The organism is Haliscomenobacter sp. (assembly GCF_033763495.1).
Classification (GTDB): domain Bacteria; phylum Bacteroidota; class Bacteroidia; order Chitinophagales; family Saprospiraceae; genus Haliscomenobacter.
Window position 1 is genome coordinate 113,991 of record NZ_JANRKL010000035.1, and the last position, 18,720, is coordinate 132,710.

General features: G+C 46.0%; 16 protein-coding genes. 10 read left to right on the forward strand and 6 right to left on the reverse strand.

Features of this window, described 5'->3' with window-relative positions; genetic code table 11:
• Positions 1–9: 9 nt before the first annotated feature.
• Positions 10–2,625: a T9SS type A sorting domain-containing protein gene (locus SFV55_RS03860; protein WP_320028145.1), complete on the reverse strand. Its 2,616-nt coding sequence runs from the start codon at positions 2,623–2,625 to the stop codon at positions 10–12.
• A gap of 492 nt (positions 2,626–3,117) precedes the next feature.
• Entirely contained in the window at positions 3,118–3,714 is a 597-nt protein-coding gene (locus SFV55_RS03865; RefSeq protein ID WP_320028146.1) for a hypothetical protein, read from the reverse strand.
• A 134-nt stretch (positions 3,715–3,848) separates the two neighbouring features.
• Here SFV55_RS03865 and SFV55_RS03870 point away from each other — a divergent pair, with 134 nt between their 5' ends.
• The 9 genes from SFV55_RS03870 to SFV55_RS03910 all read left to right on the forward strand — a co-directional run bounded on the left by SFV55_RS03870 (position 3,849) and on the right by SFV55_RS03910 (position 11,687).
• A complete protein-coding gene (locus SFV55_RS03870) occupies positions 3,849–5,291 on the forward strand; it encodes a nicotinate phosphoribosyltransferase (protein WP_320028147.1) in 1,443 nt (480 codons plus the stop codon).
• Positions 5,292–5,497: 206 nt separating this feature from the next.
• Complete coding sequence (locus SFV55_RS03875; protein ID WP_320028148.1) at positions 5,498–6,223, forward strand: NUDIX hydrolase; 726 nt, start codon at positions 5,498–5,500, stop codon at positions 6,221–6,223.
• A 66-nt stretch (positions 6,224–6,289) separates the two neighbouring features.
• On the forward strand, positions 6,290–6,787 hold the full coding sequence (locus SFV55_RS03880) for a SixA phosphatase family protein (RefSeq protein ID WP_320028149.1): 498 nt from the start codon (positions 6,290–6,292) through the stop codon (positions 6,785–6,787).
• Positions 6,787–7,095, forward strand: coding sequence for a DUF4296 domain-containing protein (locus SFV55_RS03885; protein WP_320028150.1), 309 nt, complete (start codon positions 6,787–6,789; stop codon positions 7,093–7,095). The genes SFV55_RS03880 and SFV55_RS03885 overlap by 1 nt, the downstream gene beginning before the upstream one ends.
• A gap of 89 nt (positions 7,096–7,184) precedes the next feature.
• On the forward strand, positions 7,185–7,868 hold the full coding sequence (locus SFV55_RS03890) for a response regulator transcription factor (protein ID WP_320028151.1): 684 nt from the start codon (positions 7,185–7,187) through the stop codon (positions 7,866–7,868).
• Positions 7,868–8,920, forward strand: a complete 1,053-nt coding sequence (locus tag SFV55_RS03895) for a sensor histidine kinase (protein WP_320028152.1) — start codon at positions 7,868–7,870, stop codon at positions 8,918–8,920. The genes SFV55_RS03890 and SFV55_RS03895 overlap by 1 nt, the downstream gene beginning before the upstream one ends.
• Before the next feature lie 101 nt (positions 8,921–9,021).
• Positions 9,022–10,962, forward strand: coding sequence for an ABC-F family ATP-binding cassette domain-containing protein (locus tag SFV55_RS03900; protein ID WP_320028153.1), 1,941 nt, complete (start codon positions 9,022–9,024; stop codon positions 10,960–10,962).
• Positions 10,963–11,093: 131 nt separating this feature from the next.
• Positions 11,094–11,312 carry a hypothetical protein gene (locus tag SFV55_RS03905; RefSeq protein ID WP_320028154.1) on the forward strand — a complete coding sequence of 73 codons (219 nt, stop codon included), beginning with the start codon at positions 11,094–11,096 and terminating at the stop codon, positions 11,310–11,312.
• A gap of 108 nt (positions 11,313–11,420) precedes the next feature.
• Positions 11,421–11,687: a 2OG-Fe(II) oxygenase gene (locus SFV55_RS03910; protein ID WP_320028250.1), complete on the forward strand. Its 267-nt coding sequence runs from the start codon at positions 11,421–11,423 to the stop codon at positions 11,685–11,687.
• Positions 11,688–11,755: 68 nt separating this feature from the next.
• Here the strand turns inward: SFV55_RS03910 and SFV55_RS03915 are convergent, their stop codons facing one another.
• Both SFV55_RS03915 and nusB read right to left on the reverse strand, forming a co-directional pair.
• Entirely contained in the window at positions 11,756–13,261 is a 1,506-nt protein-coding gene (locus SFV55_RS03915) for an OmpA family protein (protein WP_320028155.1), read from the reverse strand.
• 118 nt (positions 13,262–13,379) lie between these two features.
• Positions 13,380–14,279, reverse strand: coding sequence for a transcription antitermination factor NusB (nusB, locus tag SFV55_RS03920; RefSeq protein WP_320028156.1), 900 nt, complete (start codon positions 14,277–14,279; stop codon positions 13,380–13,382).
• Positions 14,280–14,407: 128 nt separating this feature from the next.
• Here nusB and SFV55_RS03925 point away from each other — a divergent pair, with 128 nt between their 5' ends.
• Positions 14,408–15,247, forward strand: a complete 840-nt coding sequence (locus SFV55_RS03925; RefSeq protein ID WP_320028157.1) for a glycoside hydrolase family 16 protein — start codon at positions 14,408–14,410, stop codon at positions 15,245–15,247.
• 51 nt (positions 15,248–15,298) lie between these two features.
• Here SFV55_RS03925 and SFV55_RS03930 read toward each other — a convergent pair whose 3' ends face one another.
• Both SFV55_RS03930 and SFV55_RS03935 read right to left on the reverse strand, forming a co-directional pair.
• Complete coding sequence (locus SFV55_RS03930; RefSeq protein ID WP_320028158.1) at positions 15,299–16,114, reverse strand: DUF4249 domain-containing protein; 816 nt, start codon at positions 16,112–16,114, stop codon at positions 15,299–15,301.
• Positions 16,115–16,208: 94 nt separating this feature from the next.
• Positions 16,209–18,587: a TonB-dependent receptor gene (locus SFV55_RS03935; protein WP_320028159.1), complete on the reverse strand. Its 2,379-nt coding sequence runs from the start codon at positions 18,585–18,587 to the stop codon at positions 16,209–16,211.
• Positions 18,588–18,720: the final 133 nt, after the last annotated feature.

Sequence of the window (18,720 nt, forward strand, 5' to 3'; positions counted from 1 at the left end):
TTATCACCACTAGTTGGAAGAAGAAGTAGTCTTTACAAAGCGTACAGATTTACCTTTTCCATTGGTCAGGTAATACACGCCATTGGGCAAATCGTTGATTTGGATATTGACTTTGTTGTAGCCTTGCACCATTTCAACCACCTGATCCTTGGTTTGTACTCTACCCATCAAATCAACGATGTACAAACGGCTTGAGCCACCCTCAGCAGCATAGAATTCAACATTGAGTACATCCTGAGCAGGGTTAGGGTACACCTTGAAGTTGGTTTTTTGCAATTCTTTGTCGCTGAGTTTTCCAGCCAGTTCAGGAGCAACGAACGGAGTGGTACCGTACAAATCAGATTCCCAAACCCCACGGCCGTAAGTAGCTGCGCGCACTTTACCCAGGCTGTACTGGATTTCCAAATCCGCAATTTCCACGTTTGGCAATTGTGCGTTGAACAGTACCCAATCACTCATGGTATTGTCGCGGTAATAAACACCCACGTCCATGCCAAGGTAAACACCACCATTGCTGCCGTTGGAATACACCACACTATTGGCAGGAATGTTAGGCAAGGTACCACTTACATTGGTCCAAGAGCTGCCACCATTAGTGGATTTGTACACTTTGCTGCCGGTGTTGTAACCACTTATACATACCCAAACATTGTTGGCATTGGTATTGTCAATGGCAAAAGCGTTGACGCGACCAGCAGTTGTTGGATTGGTCAAGGTCGTCCAGGAGGTACCACCATTGGTAGTCTTTCTAAGCATGTTACCTGTGCTTAAATCGGCATCAAAAGCATAATACACGGTAGAAGCGCTATTGGGTGCAACAGCAATGGAACGCACACTCGGGCCAGTTGAGGAGTTAACCCCCATTCTGGTCCATTTGGTACCACTATTAGTAGATTTGTAAATACTCTTGTAACCAATATACATTGTTGCTGGAGCACTTGGGGCAAGCGCAAATGGGGTTACCCAACCACCCTGTTCGGTCGTATTAGGTTTGATCGAAGCCCAGGTAGAACCAGAATTGGTTGAACGATAAATGTCCCCATAATACAATTCACCATACATGTAAGCTGCATTCGTTGGGTTGATGGCGCAATCCATGCCATCACCACCAATCTCATCGGTCCAGGTTCCAGTGGTGCTGCGCATTTTTGTACCGTTGTCCTGTAAACCACCTATGATGGCATTGTTGGTTTGGGATACACCCAGGCGATACAATTGACTAATGGCCATGGTATTGGTCAGGTCAGTCCAGCTGGTGCCTCCATTGGTTGTCCGATAGATGCCACCATCATTGCCTTGGAAAAGGGTGGTATTGTTTTGGAACTCCAATGCGTGTTTATCCGCATGCACAACCGGCACAGAACCTGAAGAAGTCCACATGGTATTGATGGTCCAGCTGGTTCCTCCATTGGTCGATTTCCAGGTATTTACACCTCCTAAATAAATGGTATTCGCGTTGGTTGGGTCAGTTACCAGAGTCAGGTCATACCAACCCTGACCACCAGCATCATTCCCTGTTGCATTCCAACCCAACAAGTTAGGGGTAGAGGCTTTGAGCGTCCAGGAAGTGCCACCATTGGTGGAGGAATAGAAACCATTGAAACCACTATCCGAAGATTTGGAATAAACCGCTCCCACGTAATTGGCATTGGCTGCAGAAACGGTTAATTCTGCACGATTGGAGCTCGCGAGCGAGTGTACCTGAGTCCAGGTTACTCCATTGTCGGTAGAACGAAGGATCTGTCCTGTAGTGCCATTGACAGCCGTGGCATAAAACGTCCCGGTAGAACCTGGCATTTGTTCCAGGTCATAAAACACCCCTGTATTGGCTTGTGTCCAGCTGGCCCCTGCGTCATCAGTATACCAGATACCGATAGAAGTAGCCACCAGGATTCTTCCACCTGTAGGGTTTTTCACCAACTTGCGGGTATAACGTACATCGGAACGAACCCAATTCAAGCCAGTGGTAGACCAGGTAGCCCCCCCGTCAGTTGATTTTAAGATGCCTATTGATGGGGAGTCGCGGCCATCACCATCGCCTGTAGATACATAAATGGTATTGGGGCTTGCCGGATCGACCAGGATAGAGCTTACGCCCAAACTTGGGCTAAAATCGGTAAGAGCTGTCCAGGAAGTACCACCATTGGTAGTTTTCCATACTCCACCACCTGCGCTACCAATGTAAATGACACTTGAATTGCCAGGATCGAACGCGATGGCGTTGATCCGACCAATCCCGGCGTAACCACCCGTAGAGGATGTTGGTCCCAGGGGAGTCCAGTTGCCAACGGGTGTGAGGGCACTCGTCACCACGTCAGGAGCAAATCCATGGCTTTTTTGGTAACTGTTGAATTCTTCTTCGTTGATACCCGCTTTTGGCAGAGAGCCATCAGGCATCAGGCGGTTTTCCCAGTAATATTCCCAGCGTAAAAAGGGTTTAAAACCTTTGCCTTTTTCTGGTGTTTTGTCTTTCCAGAACACTTTAAAATCAGCCTTTGCTGCCTCAAAACTAGCCTTTTCTCCTTTTGTCATCAAATCTGCCCAAGGTTGAGCAAAACTTGAAACCGTACAACATGTAGTAAACCATAACAATAGAGCAGTAGCTCCAATTAAGCGTCTTTTCATAAAATCCGTTTATAGTTAAGAGTGATAAAATCTACGACTCTTTCAAATGAAAAAGAACCTTGAGAAAATGATTTGGCTGGAAATTTTTAAACTGTTTAAGTAAAGGCAAGATAAGTGGATTTTACAATTTGGCAAATTTATTTTGGTCAAATTGTAAAGCAACAAAAAAATGGCAAGGAAAAAAGGAATAATTGTGAAATCTTTAAAAGGCAAGGTCTAAAGACAGGTAAGCCGATTCCATGATTAGGCCTCGGCCTTCCTGTCAATGTTTAAGACAGAATACAGTAACGCTAGATAGAGTTCGGGCAAAAATGTTCTATTGCTAGCACAGTGTTAGATGGAGGCCAATAATAATTTTACTTGCTTGGGAAAATTGTAGAAATGTGGGAATTAAGGCGGATGTGAATGGCTGGAAGAGAATAGGAATACAAACTTGTTTCTGGTGTAAAATTATAAAAATATTGATTTATAAAAGCATTATTCTTAATTTTTTTATAAAATTAAAAAAGAATCAAAAAAGCGATCACTGGCAGCGTTGATGGCCATGTCTTTGAGCGTAACCGTTTGAATGGTGTAAAAACGATTGCGGACCATAAATGCTTTGGTTTTGATTACAGCTTGGTCCCTCAAGTAATTGATCCGCCATATTTTTCCTGGAAAACCTTGTTGGACAATGTCGGCTTGGTAGGCCAATTCTCCTTTGACACTACTCGTGGCCTGATCAATGCTTGCGTCAAAAAAATCCTTGAGCAATTCAGTGGAATCCGAATGAACCGTCCCTGAAGGGTAATCACAAAAGGTGATCATATAAAATAGGTTTTCAGCATTTTTTTGAGTGTTATTGTACACCAGGATGTAATAGGCCAGTTTTCCAAGTGGGGTTTGCACCGAATCAACAGCTTTGGCAAACTCCCCAGGGACAAGCACCCGAAATTTTCCCTCTAAAGATTGGTACTCCTTCCAGGGGGAGCTTCGCCAATCTTCTGCCGATGTTTGAATGAACGTATCCCGTAATACCTGTGCATTACTGATGTTTGCCGACATCATCCACAAAATCGCCCCAAGACCCAAATTTTTCAATAATTTCATTGCACGTTGATTTACTTCAAATGAGCGTATTTCCTGCCAAAAAGTTGTGCCCTCCAATTTTTTTTTGTTAACATAGGACATTTTTTTTGCAAAATTCAATAAAGCGCCATACCTTAGTTTTAAAATCAAACTAAGTGACAAATTCATCCCATTTATCCGCAGTATACCGTGAGCGATTTGCCCTGGTTGCGGACCTTTATCACCTGACGATGGCTTATGGTTTTTGGAAAAACGGAGTTCAGGACCAACCTGCTGTTTTCCAGTTGTATTACCGGCGCAACCCTTTTTCCAATCAGTACGCCATTTCCACGGGTTTGGGCCTTGCCATCGATTACCTTCAACAGTTCCGGTTTACAGTGGAGGATATCCACTACCTTGGCTCATTGAAAGGTTCAGATGGGCAGCCCCTGTTCGAAATCAGCTTTTTAAATTATCTCCAAAGGCTTGAATTCAAATGCCACGTGGACGCTATTCCCGAAGGCACGGCAGTGTTTCCCAACCAACCATTGGTACGAATTGAGGGGCCGCTGCTGCAAGCCCAAATCGTAGAGTCAGCCTTACTCAACCTGATCAATTTTTCCACTTTGATTGCTACCAAAGCGGCCCGTGTTGTGCAATCAGCTCAAGGCGATCAAATTCTGGAGTTTGGATTGCGCCGCGCTCAGGGACTGGACGGTGCACTTACCGCCTCCAGAGCAGCTTACATCGGCGGGTGCAATGCTACCAGTAATTTACTGGCTGGCAAATACTATCGCATTCCCGTTCGTGGTACCCATGCCCACAGCTGGGTGATGAGTTACGGCAATGAAAGAGAAGCTTACCGCAGTTTTGCTAATGCCATGCCCAACAATTGTATTTTCCTGGTCGATACCTATGACACCATCGAGGGGATTAAAAACGCCATCGAGGTTGGCAAAGAATTGCGTAGCATAGGATACACCCTGCTCGGGATTCGCTTGGATAGTGGCGACCTTTGCGCTTTGAGTATTAAAGCCCGCAAAATGTTGGACGATGCAGGTTTTCCTGAAACCCTCATTCTAGCCAGTGATTGTCTGGACGAAAACTCAATCAGCAGCCTTAAAGACAAGGGCGCGGCAATCAACATCTGGGGAGTAGGAACTGAGCTCATCACAGGAGGAACCCAGGCTGCATTGGGTGGTGTCTATAAACTAGCCGCAACCCAGGGAAAAAACGGAGAATGGGAATACCGCATCAAAAAATCAGAAGATTTGTACAAGATGTCTAACCCAGGTATTCACCAGGTGCGGCGTTATTTTGACCCATCCGGTAAACCTTTGGTAGATGTACTCTATGATGCCACCCAAACTGAACCTCAAGTAGAGGTCATTGAAATTCAAACGGGCAAGGTAGCCCCCCTACCCTTCCCTGCACCTTCCCAAGATCTACTTGTGCCCATTTTTAGGTCTGGAAAACTGGTGTACACCGTGCCCGATATCCACCAAGTACGAGAAAGATCCTTACAACAACAAGTTTTATTCAAGGGAACCCAAAAAGACTTTATCCATGGCTTGGACCGTTATTTGTTCGATATGAAGCAAAGATTCGCACAAAAGTAGCGGCTCAAAAAAAATAATTGTTCATTTTCTCTAAGCCCAAGGGCAAGGTAAAAAACTCAAATTGAATCGTTTATTGGTTAAACCCTTGGGCAAAATGAAACACTTATTTTTTTATCGCCCTAAAGAGCTAAATTGCATTCTTATTTTAGTTAAGGATCCGCTCACCATTTATTATGGCGGGTTCTTATGAACCTGGAATTTGCACGATGAAATATTGCTATGAATATCCTCGGCCATCCGTTACAGTAGACTGTATCATTTTTGGCCTTGATGAATCTCAAGTGCTTAAGGTACTCCTCATTCAACGAGGACATGATCCTTTTCAAGGGCATTGGGCCTTACCAGGAGGTTTTGTTGATTTGCAGGAGGACCTGGAGTTTGCAGCCTTGCGGGAACTTGAGGAGGAAACAGGCGTTCGAGACGTATTTATTGAGCAATTGTTCACTTTTGGGGCTCCGGGTCGAGATCCCCGGGGGCGGGTAATCAGTGTAGCTTACTATGCCTTGGTCAATCTTACCGAACACCCGGTAAACCCCTCTACTGATGCACAATCTGCAGAATGGTTTCCGATTACCCAACTTCCCCAACTAGCCTTTGACCATGAGTTGATTTTGGAAACGGCCTTGAACCGCCTGCGGGCCAAGGTACGTTACCAGCCCATAGGTTTTGAGTTGTTGCCCGAAAAATTCACCCTGACCCAGCTCCAAAATTTATACGAGACCATTTTGGGTTTGCCAAAAAACGAACCTTTGAACAAACGTAATTTCCGCACCCGAATCCAAAAAATGGATGTGCTAAAGGAGGTGGGCATTCAAGAGGGTGTCTCACATCGTCCGGCCAAACTATACAGTTTTGATAAGGCCCGTTATGAAGAATTACAAAAAATGAAGTACAAGGATCTGGTCTATCGAGGTCTTGATTTCGAAATATGACAAGTGTACAATGTTAACACTGTGCTACAATGTTAACTTAACTGTACAATTTAATGCTACTGCTCTATGAAAACCGTTTTTTTTGTTCGTCATGCCAAGTCAAGTTGGGACAATCCATCACTTAGTGATAGGGATCGCCCACTCAATGCACGTGGCCTGCGTGATGCACCACAAATGGGTTTAAAGCTTAAACAACTCAATGCAAATATTGAGCTCATTGTGAGCAGCCCTGCAAAAAGAGCTTTTACAACGGCAACCTTTTTTGCAGCAGCCTTAGGTTTACCTCTTGATGAAATTGTACTGGAACCCCGTTTGTACGAAGCTATGTCAGAAGATGTGATCAGCGTCATCAATGGGTTGTCGGATGAATACAAGGTTATAGCCATTTTTGGGCACAACCCCACTTTTACCTTCATCGCCAATCTTTTTACGGAAGATTACATCGACAATATTCCTACTTGTGGGGTCTTCAAAGTAGACGCCAGGATTAACTCCTGGAAGGAATTTGGCGAAAACAGCGGTCGATTGACTGCTTTTTATTACCCTAAACAATCTTTGCTTTAATGAAATTACGTATTATTTTTTTTCTAATGTTTTTTTCCTTTTTTGCCTGTAATAGAACGCAGAAAAAACTTCCTATTCCTGAAAAAAAATTAATCCAAATCCTCACCGATGTGCATTATGCGGAGGCTGCCTTGCAAGATGTTTATGGAATTCAAAAGGACAGCCTCAAAAAAATATACTACCAAGAAATTTACCAGTTGTACGAAACATCGGAGGAAGAGTTGACCAAAACCATGGATGTCTTGCGTCAGAATCCTGAAAGATTGGACAAAATTTACCAATTCATTGTCGACAATCTAAATGGTTAACAATTATTTAAACTACATAGCATCTAGGTCATCTTGGATTAATTATAGCTTTGCACATCTTTTTAAGATTGCCGAACCAATCTTTGTGCATGGATAATATAAAAATTCTCATCGTTGATGATGAGCCAGACATCCTGGAGATCCTCCAGTACAACCTTGAAAAGGAAGGCTATCAGGTCGTAACGGCCTCTGACGGTGAAGAAGCCATTGCTGTGGCCGAACGTGAACAGCCTAACCTGATCATTTTGGACATCATGATGCCTAAAATGGACGGGGTTGAAGTCTGCAGAATTCTACGGAGCAAACCTGATTTTGACCGTACCGCCATTGCCTTTTTAACTGCCCGTGAGGAAGACTATTCCCAAATTGCGGCACTGGATGTTGGTGGCGACGATTACATCACCAAACCTATTCGTCCTCGGGTGTTCATCAGTCGGATCAAAGCCTTATTGCGCCGTTCTGATCGTCTCCCCCAGGAAGAAGGTTTGGATGTGGTTAAAGTAGGCGACCTGGCTATTGACCGGGATCGGGTAAGTGTACAACGTGGTGATGAATTGATTGAATTGGCAAAAAAAGAGTTCGAATTATTGTTTTTACTGGTTTCCAAGCCCGGCAAGGTATTTTCCCGGGAAGAAATATTCAACAAGGTTTGGGGTACCGATGTTATTGTAGGTAACCGAACCATCGATGTACACATACGTAAGTTGCGGGAAAAAATTGGTGAAGATTACATCAAAACCATCAAAGGGATCGGGTATAAATTTGAATTTTAATGCTTAAAAACCCAACGCCCCGGCAAATCGCCATTGCTTCTGCCGCACTCATAACCGCAGTAGGCATTGCCATATTTTTGATGGTTCGTTTTTTGCGTTGGGATGCATATCCCTGGCTGGAATACCTGACCTGGGTACTTTTGTTTTTTGTATTGACCTACCGGGTAGTTTTGTATTTTTTGCAAAACTACATTTACCGCAAAATCAAGCTCATTTACAAAACCATCCACCAGGAAAAGATCAATCCGGCCGAAAAAAGCAAATCCATCAATGCTGATGCGAAAATATTCGAAGAAGTAAGTCAACAAGTGGCCGACTGGGCAGCAAACCAACAAAAGGAAATTGACCAGCTGCGCTCTTGGGGCGAATACCGAAGGGCTTATTTGGGTGACATCTCCCATGAGCTCAAAACGCCAATTTTTAACATCCAGGGCTACCTGGAATCCGTCATTGACAATGGAGTTGAGGACCCGGTGTTCAGTTTGTCTTTTTTGAAAAAAGCATCCAAAAACGTAGACCGACTCCAAACCATCATCCAGGATTTGGAGACCATATCTAAATTGGAAACGGGCAATATGCTACTTGAGTTGACTAGTTTTGACATTAAAGAGTTGGGTAGGGAGGTATTTGAAGACCTTGAAATCAAAGCTGCTGAACGCAATATTTCCCTTGAGTTCAAGGAAGGAGCCAGCCAAAGCTACCGGGTCAAAGCCGATCGGGAAAAAATCCGCCAGGTACTCATCAACCTCATCCATAATTCTATCAAATACGGTATCCCCAATGGGCGCATCAAAATCGCCTTTTATGACATGGACAAAAGAGTATTGATTGAGGTGGCTGACAATGGCATTGGCATCCCCAAAGAGCACCTTGCCCATGTCTTTGACCGTTTTTACCGGGTGGACAAAAGCCGCTCGCGGACCCAGGGTGGGTCTGGCCTGGGGCTTTCCATCGTCAAACACATCATTGAGGCGCACTCCCAAACCATCAATGTAAGGTCGACCCCAAATCTGGGTTCTACTTTTGGATTTACCCTGGATAAAGCTAGTTAAAAAAATTTAGGAAAAACCGTGCTAAACTTTCTCACCCACTCTCAACCTTCTCAACCCTTTTTTTACGTACTTTTGCACCCCGAAATCAAGATTCATCTTTTATGCTCAACATAACCAACGTTTACGTACAGTACGGCGACCGGATTTTGCTCAATCGCATTAATCTCACTATTGGCGAAAAAGACAAGGTGGGTTTGGTCGGTAGAAATGGTGCGGGGAAATCAACCCTGTTGAAGATAATCGCTGGTGAGATGAGTCCTCATGAGGGTAAGGTTAGCCGACCCAATGGTGCCTCCCTGGGCTTTTTGCATCAGGAAATGGACATCCCCAAGGGCCGTACCGTACTAGAAGAAGCCATGACCGCTTTTGCGGAAGCCAAAGACCTTGAAATCCGAATCGCCGAGTTGCACAAGGAAATGGAGACCCGTACGGATTACGAGACGGACGCGTACATGGAACTTTTAGAGGAATTTGCCCACGTCAACGACCGCTTCCATTATCTTGGTGGCGAGTCGGTGCAAGGCGAAGCAGAGCGGGTACTCAAAGGGCTGGGTTTTAAACAAAGCGACCTCAACCGCCTCACTGACGAATTCAGTGGTGGTTGGCAAATGCGTGTGGAATTGGCCAAGATGCTCTTGCGCCGCCCCGATTTTCTCTTGCTCGACGAACCTACCAACCACTTGGACATTGAATCCATCATTTGGCTGGAAAGTTTTTTGAAAGACTACACCGGCGCAGTAATCCTGATTTCGCACGATAAAGAATTTTTGGACAATGTGACCACCCGCACTGTAGAGGTGGAGCTGGGCAATGTGTTTGACTATAAAGCTGCCTACACCAAGTTTGTAGAAATGCGCCGCGACCGCCGTGAAAAACAACGTGCGGCCTTCGACAACCAGCAAAAAGTCATCGCCGACAAGGAGCGCACCATCAGCCGATTTATGGCCAAGGCCTCCAAAACCAAGATGGCGCAGTCCATGCAGAAGCAGTTGGACAAAATAGACCGCATTGAAATCGATGATGAAGACATCGCGGCCATGAACATCCGCTTCCCACCAGCACCACGCGCAGGACAGATCGTAGTAGAAGTAAAACAACTGGAAAAACGTTACGGCGAACTGTTGATTCTGGACAAAGTAGACTTCAAAATGGACCGCGGCGACCGAGTTTCCTTTGTCGGCCAAAACGGCCAGGGCAAAACCACCCTGGCTAAAATCATCGTGGATGAAATCCAGTATAGCGGCGGTAGTCTCAACCTTGGCCACAACGTCAAAATTGGCTACTACGCCCAAAACCAGAGTGAGACCCTGAAATCCAGCGACACCTTGCTGGAAACCATGGAAAATGCTGCACCACCGGAAATGCGCAGCCGAGTGCGCCACATTTTGGGCGCCTTCATGTTTAGTGGTGAAGATGCGGAGAAAAAAGTATCGGTGCTTTCCGGGGGTGAAAGGGCACGTTTGGCTCTCGCTTGCCTCTTGCTCAACCCTTTCAACCTGCTGGTACTCGACGAACCTACTAACCACTTGGACATTATCTCCAAAGACGTACTCAAAGCGGCCTTGATGGAATACGATGGTTCCCTGATCGTAGTGTCACACGACCGGGAATTCCTCGCAGGATTGACCAATCGCACCATCGAATTCCGTGACCGTCATCTTTACGACCACATCGGTGACGTAAATGCCTTCCTCGAAAAACGCCAATTGGACAACATGCGGCAAGTGGAAATGAGCACGAAAAATACGCCTCCCACAGTAGTTGCCGCACCCCAAATGGCCAATGTACACCCCACTCCTACCCCAGCCCGCGAATTGAGCTTCGACGAACGAAAACGCCTGCAACGGGCGGTGAGCAACGCCGAAAAAAAAGTAGAACGCCTGGAAGAAGAGTTGACCAAGTTTCAGGCCCAAATGTCCGATCCTGATTTTTTCAGTAAGCCGGATGCGACCAAGCTGATGCAGGCGTATGAGGCCAAGAAAAAGGAACTGGAATTGGCGATGGAGGAATGGGAACAGGCTACCATGGAGTTGGAGGGGTAACGTTTTTTAGACTAAAACGGACAAAGTTGCAGTGGCTTTAGAAATGCACCCGAATTTTCAGTTTGTATGCATTAAAGCCCTACCTTACCCCTCTCCAGGGTTTTACGCCATGCAGAGCTCAATTCAAGCCATTGCAAACGCAGTTTGATTGCCTCATCGACAGTTTTATCGCAGACAAAGTAGGTTTAAGTGAAAATTTTCTTGAGGAGCAGCTCGCTGCCCAATTGAAAGCACATTTAATCGATCTACATACAAGCCAACAATTCCACGCTGCCGGAATCGGCAATCAGGATGTACATCATCAAGACCAAAGCACCCGGGGCGACCAGATTTATTGGTTGGATCCCTAACACCAGCATCCACTAGAAAATCTCTTTTTTGAACTGCTGGATCGCTTTGTACTATATCTGAACCAAAGTTGTTACACGGGTATTACCGGCTATGAATTCCATTATGCCCTGTATGAAAAAGGCAGTTTTTATAAGCGCCACCTCGATCAATTCCGCAGCGACAAAAACCGGGCTTTTTCCATGATTTTATACCTCAATGAGCACTGGGTGCCTCAGGATGGCGGCGAATTGTGCATTTATCACCATGATCGGGTACAAACCATCGCTCCACTTAGTGGTCAATGTGTTTTTTTTAAAAGTAGCGATTTAGAGCACGAAGTTTTGTTGACTCAAGCTCCTCGGATGAGCATTACTGGGTGGTTGAAGGTTGGTTAAAAAAAAGGTCCGTGGTATTTCCTTAATTGGCAACCCACGAACCTTTTTCATCAACTATTCAGTCCATTCTATTTTTGATACAACTCAAACTCTGTTCTACGGTTTAGGGCCCGGCCTTGTGGAGTGGCATTGTTGCCAACTGGCCGTGTTTCGCCAAAACCATCGTGGGTAATCCGGGTGGCGTTGATGCCTTTGGATACCAAATAATCGTTGCACGCTTTTGCCCGGGCCTTAGACAATTTGAGGTTCAAATCATCACTGCCTGAGCTATCGGTGTGACCGCTAATGCGCACACTGTAATCAGAATAGCGCTTCAAAATATCCACTACCTGATCCAGGATTGCATTGGAACTGGCTTTCAGTACTGAGCTACCTGTTTCGAACTGTACATTGCGCGCTGCAAAGCTCAACGTTTCTTTGTCTTTTTGGGTAATCTCCGGGCAGCCATTGTTACTTGCTGGACCTGGCTGGTTTGGGCACTTGTCCGCACTATCAATCACACCATCACCGTCTGTATCCGGGCAACCACGATTGGCCAAAGAGCCTTTCACATCTGGACAAGCGTCGTTTTTATCCGCAATGCCGTCACTGTCCCGATCTGGGCAACCTTTGGTAGCGGCTGAACCAGCTTGATTGGGACATTCGTCGTTGGCATCAAGGACACCATCTCCATCAGCATCCTTAATTGGGCAACCATTGTTGGTGGCTGGACCAGCTTCATTAGGGCACTGGTCTTTGCTGTTGATGATGCCGTCGTTGTCGGAGTCGGGGCAGCCATTGTTGGTGGCAGTACCAGCTTCAGTAGGGCATTGGTCTTTGCTATTGATGATACCATCATTGTCGGTATCAGGGCAACCGTTGGTGGAGGCAGGTCCAGCTTCTTCCGGGCATGCATCTTTGGAATTGGCAATGCCATCGTTATCGTTATCGGGGCAACCCATCGCTTTTGCAGTACCCGGAATCGTTGGGCATTGATCTTCCGCATCAACGACACCGTCCTTGTCTGTGTCTTTTCCAGCGGTGTTGTCTTCTCCTCCGCCCAAATAAAATTTCAAGCCGGCGCCCAATTGAATGTTGTCACGCAGATCAGCAAATCCAATGCGGTACTCCCCTTTGGTAGTGAAATAAACCGCTCCACCCAGTTTAAAATCGAGTCCAATTCCCACTGGAAGAGCAAAATTCACCTTGCGCAAATCTTCATAATTGGCACCCAAACCAGCAAATAGGTTGGGGCTAAAAAAGACATTGGGTTTTAAGGGACGCAATTGTAGTAAGGCGTCCAAATTGAAAAGCCCGCCTTCGCTCAAGGTACGTCCGGTTGCGTCGATGGGGTATTTCACCTGTCCTATCTTCAATGGAAATGCCAGATTGAGTGGGCCAGTCAAATGGCGGCCATACTCGAATTCAAAACCGGAGGTAAAATCATCCCAATTCCAGTCTTTATCGATTTGGTATTGGTAGTTGGGGAACAAGGCACGAACGGCAATGTAATCTTTCGTCAAATCGTGTTGTGCTTGTACAAGTGGTAAGCTCAGCGCAAATGCGAGCGTCAAGGTAAGTAGAAGCGTTCTCATGTTGCAGTAGATTGGTTTCAAATAGGTTTTGTAAACAAATATAACCATAACTCATCAGAAAGAAGTTATTTTCCCAATGTTATTTGTTATAGTCAATTGTAGACGAAACCTACTGCTTTTAGTCACCAATCAAACCACGACCTTCCTTGGAAATTTTTCCTTCATCCCCCAATTGTTTGAGCAGGCGGTCCAAAATCCCGTTGATGAAGTCTTTACTTTTATCCGTACTGTAATTTTTAGCGATTTCAACAAATTCGTTAAGGGTAACTTTAGAAGGAATTGATTTAAAAGTCATTAACTCAACCAAGGCCATTTTGAGCAAAATCATATCAATGACTGCAACCCTTTCTACATCCCAGTTGCGCAGGGTAGGTTCAATCACTTTGAGCAATTGTTCATCTTCGTGATACACTTTGCGCATGAGCAACTCTCCAAAATCCACTGTTGCTTCGGCATTGGGCTTGTAGGCTTCAAAAAAATCCATAGCGGCAGGCAGTGCCTTGAGGGTTTTTTTAATGGACCCAATGATTAAAGATTCATCATCTTCCCATTGGGCAAAAGTATCGTCATTTAATTCTAAAAACAATTCATTGGCACATAGGGTGCGGTACAACAACAAAAGCATCTCTTCGTGATCCTTGTTGGTTGTTGCTTCGTTGTAAACATATTGGTTGTATTCTTCTTTTTTGGCCAATTCATTGTAAAACGAGCGAATATGGTCTTCGTCGAGGAAAGTTTCTGTCTTGTATTGCTTGAACAAGCGATACAATCCTTCATTTCTACTCAGAGACTCCATGAGTGGGTTGTGGGCCAGTTTGGCCTCAAATTTTTTATCTTCTTCGCTTGGTCTGAGCTTGGTTCGCCGGGAATCGGCATCTTGAATGGAAAACTGGGCAACTCTGATGAGATACAACAAATTGAAAAGATAAAGCTCGAACGATTTGTTCACCTTATCGCGATACCTCAATAGGGCTTCATCAAATTTCAGGCTCTTATCTCTCCCTAAGGAATAGAGCATCTGCATGACTTTTATGCGGACGTTCCTACGACTTAACATGTCAATATTTATTTAGCTGCAAATATAGGCTTTCTTGTACTCATTTAGTTATTTCGTCACGATTTCTAATGGATAAAAAAACGATACAAATGCAAAGCTCATTTCGCAGTCCCTTCTTTTTATTTTATTCTTTGTTTGCAACACTCTGTTTGTTAACTCCTTGCCTTGTTATTGCTCAAGCTCCAAAAAGTAATTTCGCCAAAAAAGCGACCTGGAAAGATGAGTTCAAAAAAGCAGGTAAACCCGAAGAAAAAAACTGGAGCTACGATTTGGGGTGCAATTGGTACAACGATGAAGTACAATGCTACACCGATCGGCCTACAAATGTAAGGGTAGAAAATGGGCATCTAACCATTGAAGCCCACAACGAAAAAATGGAGCACCGGGAGTTCACCTCAGCCCGCTTGGTGAGCAAAGGTAAAGGCGATTTCACCTATGGGCGTTTTGAAGCCCGGGCGAAACTGCCCAAAGGGGTAGGCACCTGGCCTGCCATTTGGCTGTTGTTTAGCGATGCGCCTTATGGCAACAAGGGCTGGCCCGACAATGGCGAAATTGACATTATGGAACACGTGGGATTTGACGTGGAGCACGTCCATGGCACCATTCATTGCGCAGCGTTCAACCATGTGCAAGGCACCCAAAAAGGAACCAAAAAAGCTGTTCCTGGACTGGAAGAAGCCTACCACACCTACCGTTGCGACTGGACCCCCAACAACATCAAAATTTTCGTGGACGATCAGGAGTATTTCAGTTTTGACAAACCTGTCAATGCCACTTGGAAAGAATGGCCCTTTGACCACCCTCATCACCTGATCCTGAACATTGCTGTAGGCGGCGGCTGGGGTGGACAAAAAGGGATCGACAAGGCGGCATTTCCGGCGCAGATGGAGGTGGATTATGTGCGGTATTATCCCTACACCGGAAAATAAAATAAAAAACCGGAGGGGTTCAAATCTCCCCTCCGGCCAAATGTATGAAACTTATTCATTTAACTTTAATACTCCAGTAGCCACCGGCGCCACCAAAAAATATCCTCTTGCTCCACCACTCAAATTGGTGTACACATTCGCCGGCTGACCGCTAAACATCCCGCCGTCATTGTCCAGGTTGGCGGCCAGATCGCTGTAAAATTTGTAGGCATTGCGAGAGATGTTCAAAATTTCAATTTTTGCCTCATCGTGGGCAGCGTAATAAATGGGAAAAGGCAACCCATCCACCCGGCCGTTAAGCAATTTGTCTTCACTGAAATAGATGGTTTGGCCTTCGTCATTCTCCAGTTTGCCATTGCGGTAAAAATTAAAGAGGTAGAAGTCCTCCGTTTCTTGCGGTTCTCGGACGTAGAGCAATACTTCATAAAAACGGGCGCTATCTTTGGGATCTTTCATTTCCTGCTCGTCGAGCCGATAGGTCAAGCTATCGTAGTCCACAATGTGGTTCATTTTCTCAGATGCACTATATGTTTTTCCCTCTGCTTCGATCAGCAAAGTGTAGGTTCGCCCCGCCACCCCGGCAAAGGCTTGTTCCGACACATACAACCCAGGTTCTTTTTCCACAAAACGAAATTCATGGTTGGCGTCATCTTTGACCCGTACCATCGCGCCAGAGACCACCGGCGCTTTACCCGTCGAACCAAAAGGCCGACTTTTACTCAATTTGACTACTTGTGATTGGTACTGGTTGTTCACACTCCCCTCTACAATCAGGACGCCGTCGAGTTGTTCGAGGTCCAATTGGATGGTTTTTTCACAAGCCAAAAGGCTTAATAGCGCCAAAAGCGCAAATAGGATATTCTTCATATTGATTCTGCTTTTAAGTCAAAGATTCATTGCTTCACTTTCAGGCTATCCTTCTCTAAGATGCCCTTAGGTGCCTTAGGTGGTTCAAAAAAAATTAAAATTTAAAACTCCAGGTCACATACGGCAACACCGAAAACAAGTACACGAGCCGCGCTTCTTTCTCCGTACCATCCCCAATGACATTGCCTTCGTCATCCTGTTTGGTGCGGGTGTAAATGGTGAAAGGATTCTGCCGATTGTACACGTTGTAGATGCCAAAAACCCAGGTGTTTTGCCAACGGCGACCTTTATTTTTGGCAGGATCAAAGGTCGCTGCGATGTCCAGGCGATGGAAATCCGGCAAACGGTAACCATTGCGGCCCGAATACAAATTCGCCTCGTAATTGCCAAAACTGTATTTACCCGTAGGTAAGGTGATCGGGCGGCCCGTAGCATAAGTGAAATTGCCACCAATGCTCCAACGAGGGCTCAAATCGTAGGTCAAAGAAAGATTGAAACTGTGACGGCGGTCGTAATTGGCCGGAAAAGCCTGGCCATTGTTTACGGTGGGGATTGTTACGTCCGTTTTGCTCAGGGTATAACTGGCAAAACCCCGCAGGTCGCCCACGTTGCGGCGCAACAACAATTCCAGTCCGTAGGAAGTGGCCTTGCCCTGGCGGAATTCGGTAGCGATGTGTTCGTTGAAAAAGATGTTGGCATTGTCCGCAAATTCGGTGATGTTGTCCGAAGCTTTGTAGTAGGCTTCCGCCGAAAACTCCCAGGTGTTTTTATCCAGGTTTTTGAAGTAACCAATCGCCACCTGATCCGCTTTTTGCGGTTTCAGATAAGGAGAACTGGGCGACCAGGTGTTGAAGGGAATCGGCACCGTGGAATTGGACAACAAGTGGATATACTGCAGCATGCGGTTGTACGAAAACTTCAAAGAACTACTGGCATTCAACTGGTAACGGGCAGCAAAACGGGGCTCAGGATTGGCAAAAGAAGCGATCACCTGCCCTTTTTTGTAATGGGTTGAATCGGTAATGGCGTAATTTACGTTGTCGGAAGCATTGGCGTAAGTGTAGATGGTTTCCGGTCCCAAATGTTGGAAAAGGGAGAAACGAAGGCCATATTGCATGGATAAACGCTCGGAAAGCTTTTGTTCAGCTCCCACGTACAAGGCCTGATCCAAGGCATGCCGAGGCTGCAATTTGGTGGGTTTAAAAATGGTATTGTCGCCATTGGGCTGGATATCGCCGGGTTGAAACTGGCGGTAGGTACCCTGGTAGCCAAACTGCAAGGTGAACTTCGGACTGGGGAACCAGGTAAAATCCTGCTTCACAGAGTACTCCTTTTGGTTGGCATCCCAGCGGAATCCTTCCAATGCGTCATTCTGCTCCAGGGTGTAATCAAAATCGCTGTACACCAGCGTAGTATTAGCAAACAAACGCTCGCTAAACAAATGGTTCCAACGAAAAGTGGTGGTTTTATTGCCCCAATCCATTTCAAAGTCGTCGTTGAATTTCCAGATGTCCCGCCCAGCGTAAGCAGACAAGAAGAAGCGGTTGTTGTTGTTGATTTTCCAGTTGAGTTTTCCGTTCAGGTCGTAAAACTGGACGCCAGTTCCCTTCAAATCCGGGATTTGTTTCATGATCAAATCCACGTAAGAACGGCGAGCAGCCAGGATAAAGGAGGCCTTGTCTTTTACAATTGGCCCCTCCAAACTGGCTTTGGCCGCTAAGGTGCTCACACTACCTGCTGCTTCCAGTTGCCGGGCATTGCCGTCTTTGGTGCTGACTTCAAGCAGGGAGGACAAACGTCCGCCATACTTAGTTGGAATTCCACCTTTGTACAGTTCGGCACTTTTTAAAATATCGGCGTTGAACACGGAAAACAAGCCGAACAAGTGGGATACATCGTACACTGGTGCCTCATCGATCAGCACCAGGTTTTGATCCGCTGCCCCACCCCGCACGTAAAAGCTGGAGGTTCCTTCGCCAGCACTGGTCACGCCGGGTAGGGTTTGAATGGTTTTGATGATGTCGGGTTCGCCCAGCAAGGCTGGTAGTTTTTTGACCTGGGCGATGGGTACGTCCAGGCGGCTCATGGCGACTTCCCGCACGGCTTCGTCGGCTTTTTTATCCGAAATCTGGACCTCTTGCAAGGTCTGGGCATCGGATAACATTTCGATGTTCAATTCCAGATCGCGGTCCAGATTGATCTCCTTGCTGATGCTTTGGTAGCCGAGGTAGGAAAAGGTAAGTCGATAAGTACCCGGTGCCAGGGTCAGGGAATAAAAACCGTAGGTGTTGCTGGTTACTCCACTTTTGAGGGGCTCTACCCATACATTGACGTAGAGCAGTTCTTCCGCCGAAGCAGCGTCTTTGATGTACCCGCTTAGGGTGTACTGTTTTTTGGCGGCGGTGCCTGCGTTTTGGGCAAAAATAGTCCCAAGACTCAGGGTCAGCACGACCAGAGTGGCGATGGTTTTCATAATAACAGTCGGTGTTGGTTTGGTTGAGGAGTTGAGAAGGCTGAGAAGTTGAGGCTACCGCAAGCGACTCAGACAGAGACCTTCTCAAAATCGCTTGCGACAGCTACAACTCCTCATCCCCTCAACTTCTCAA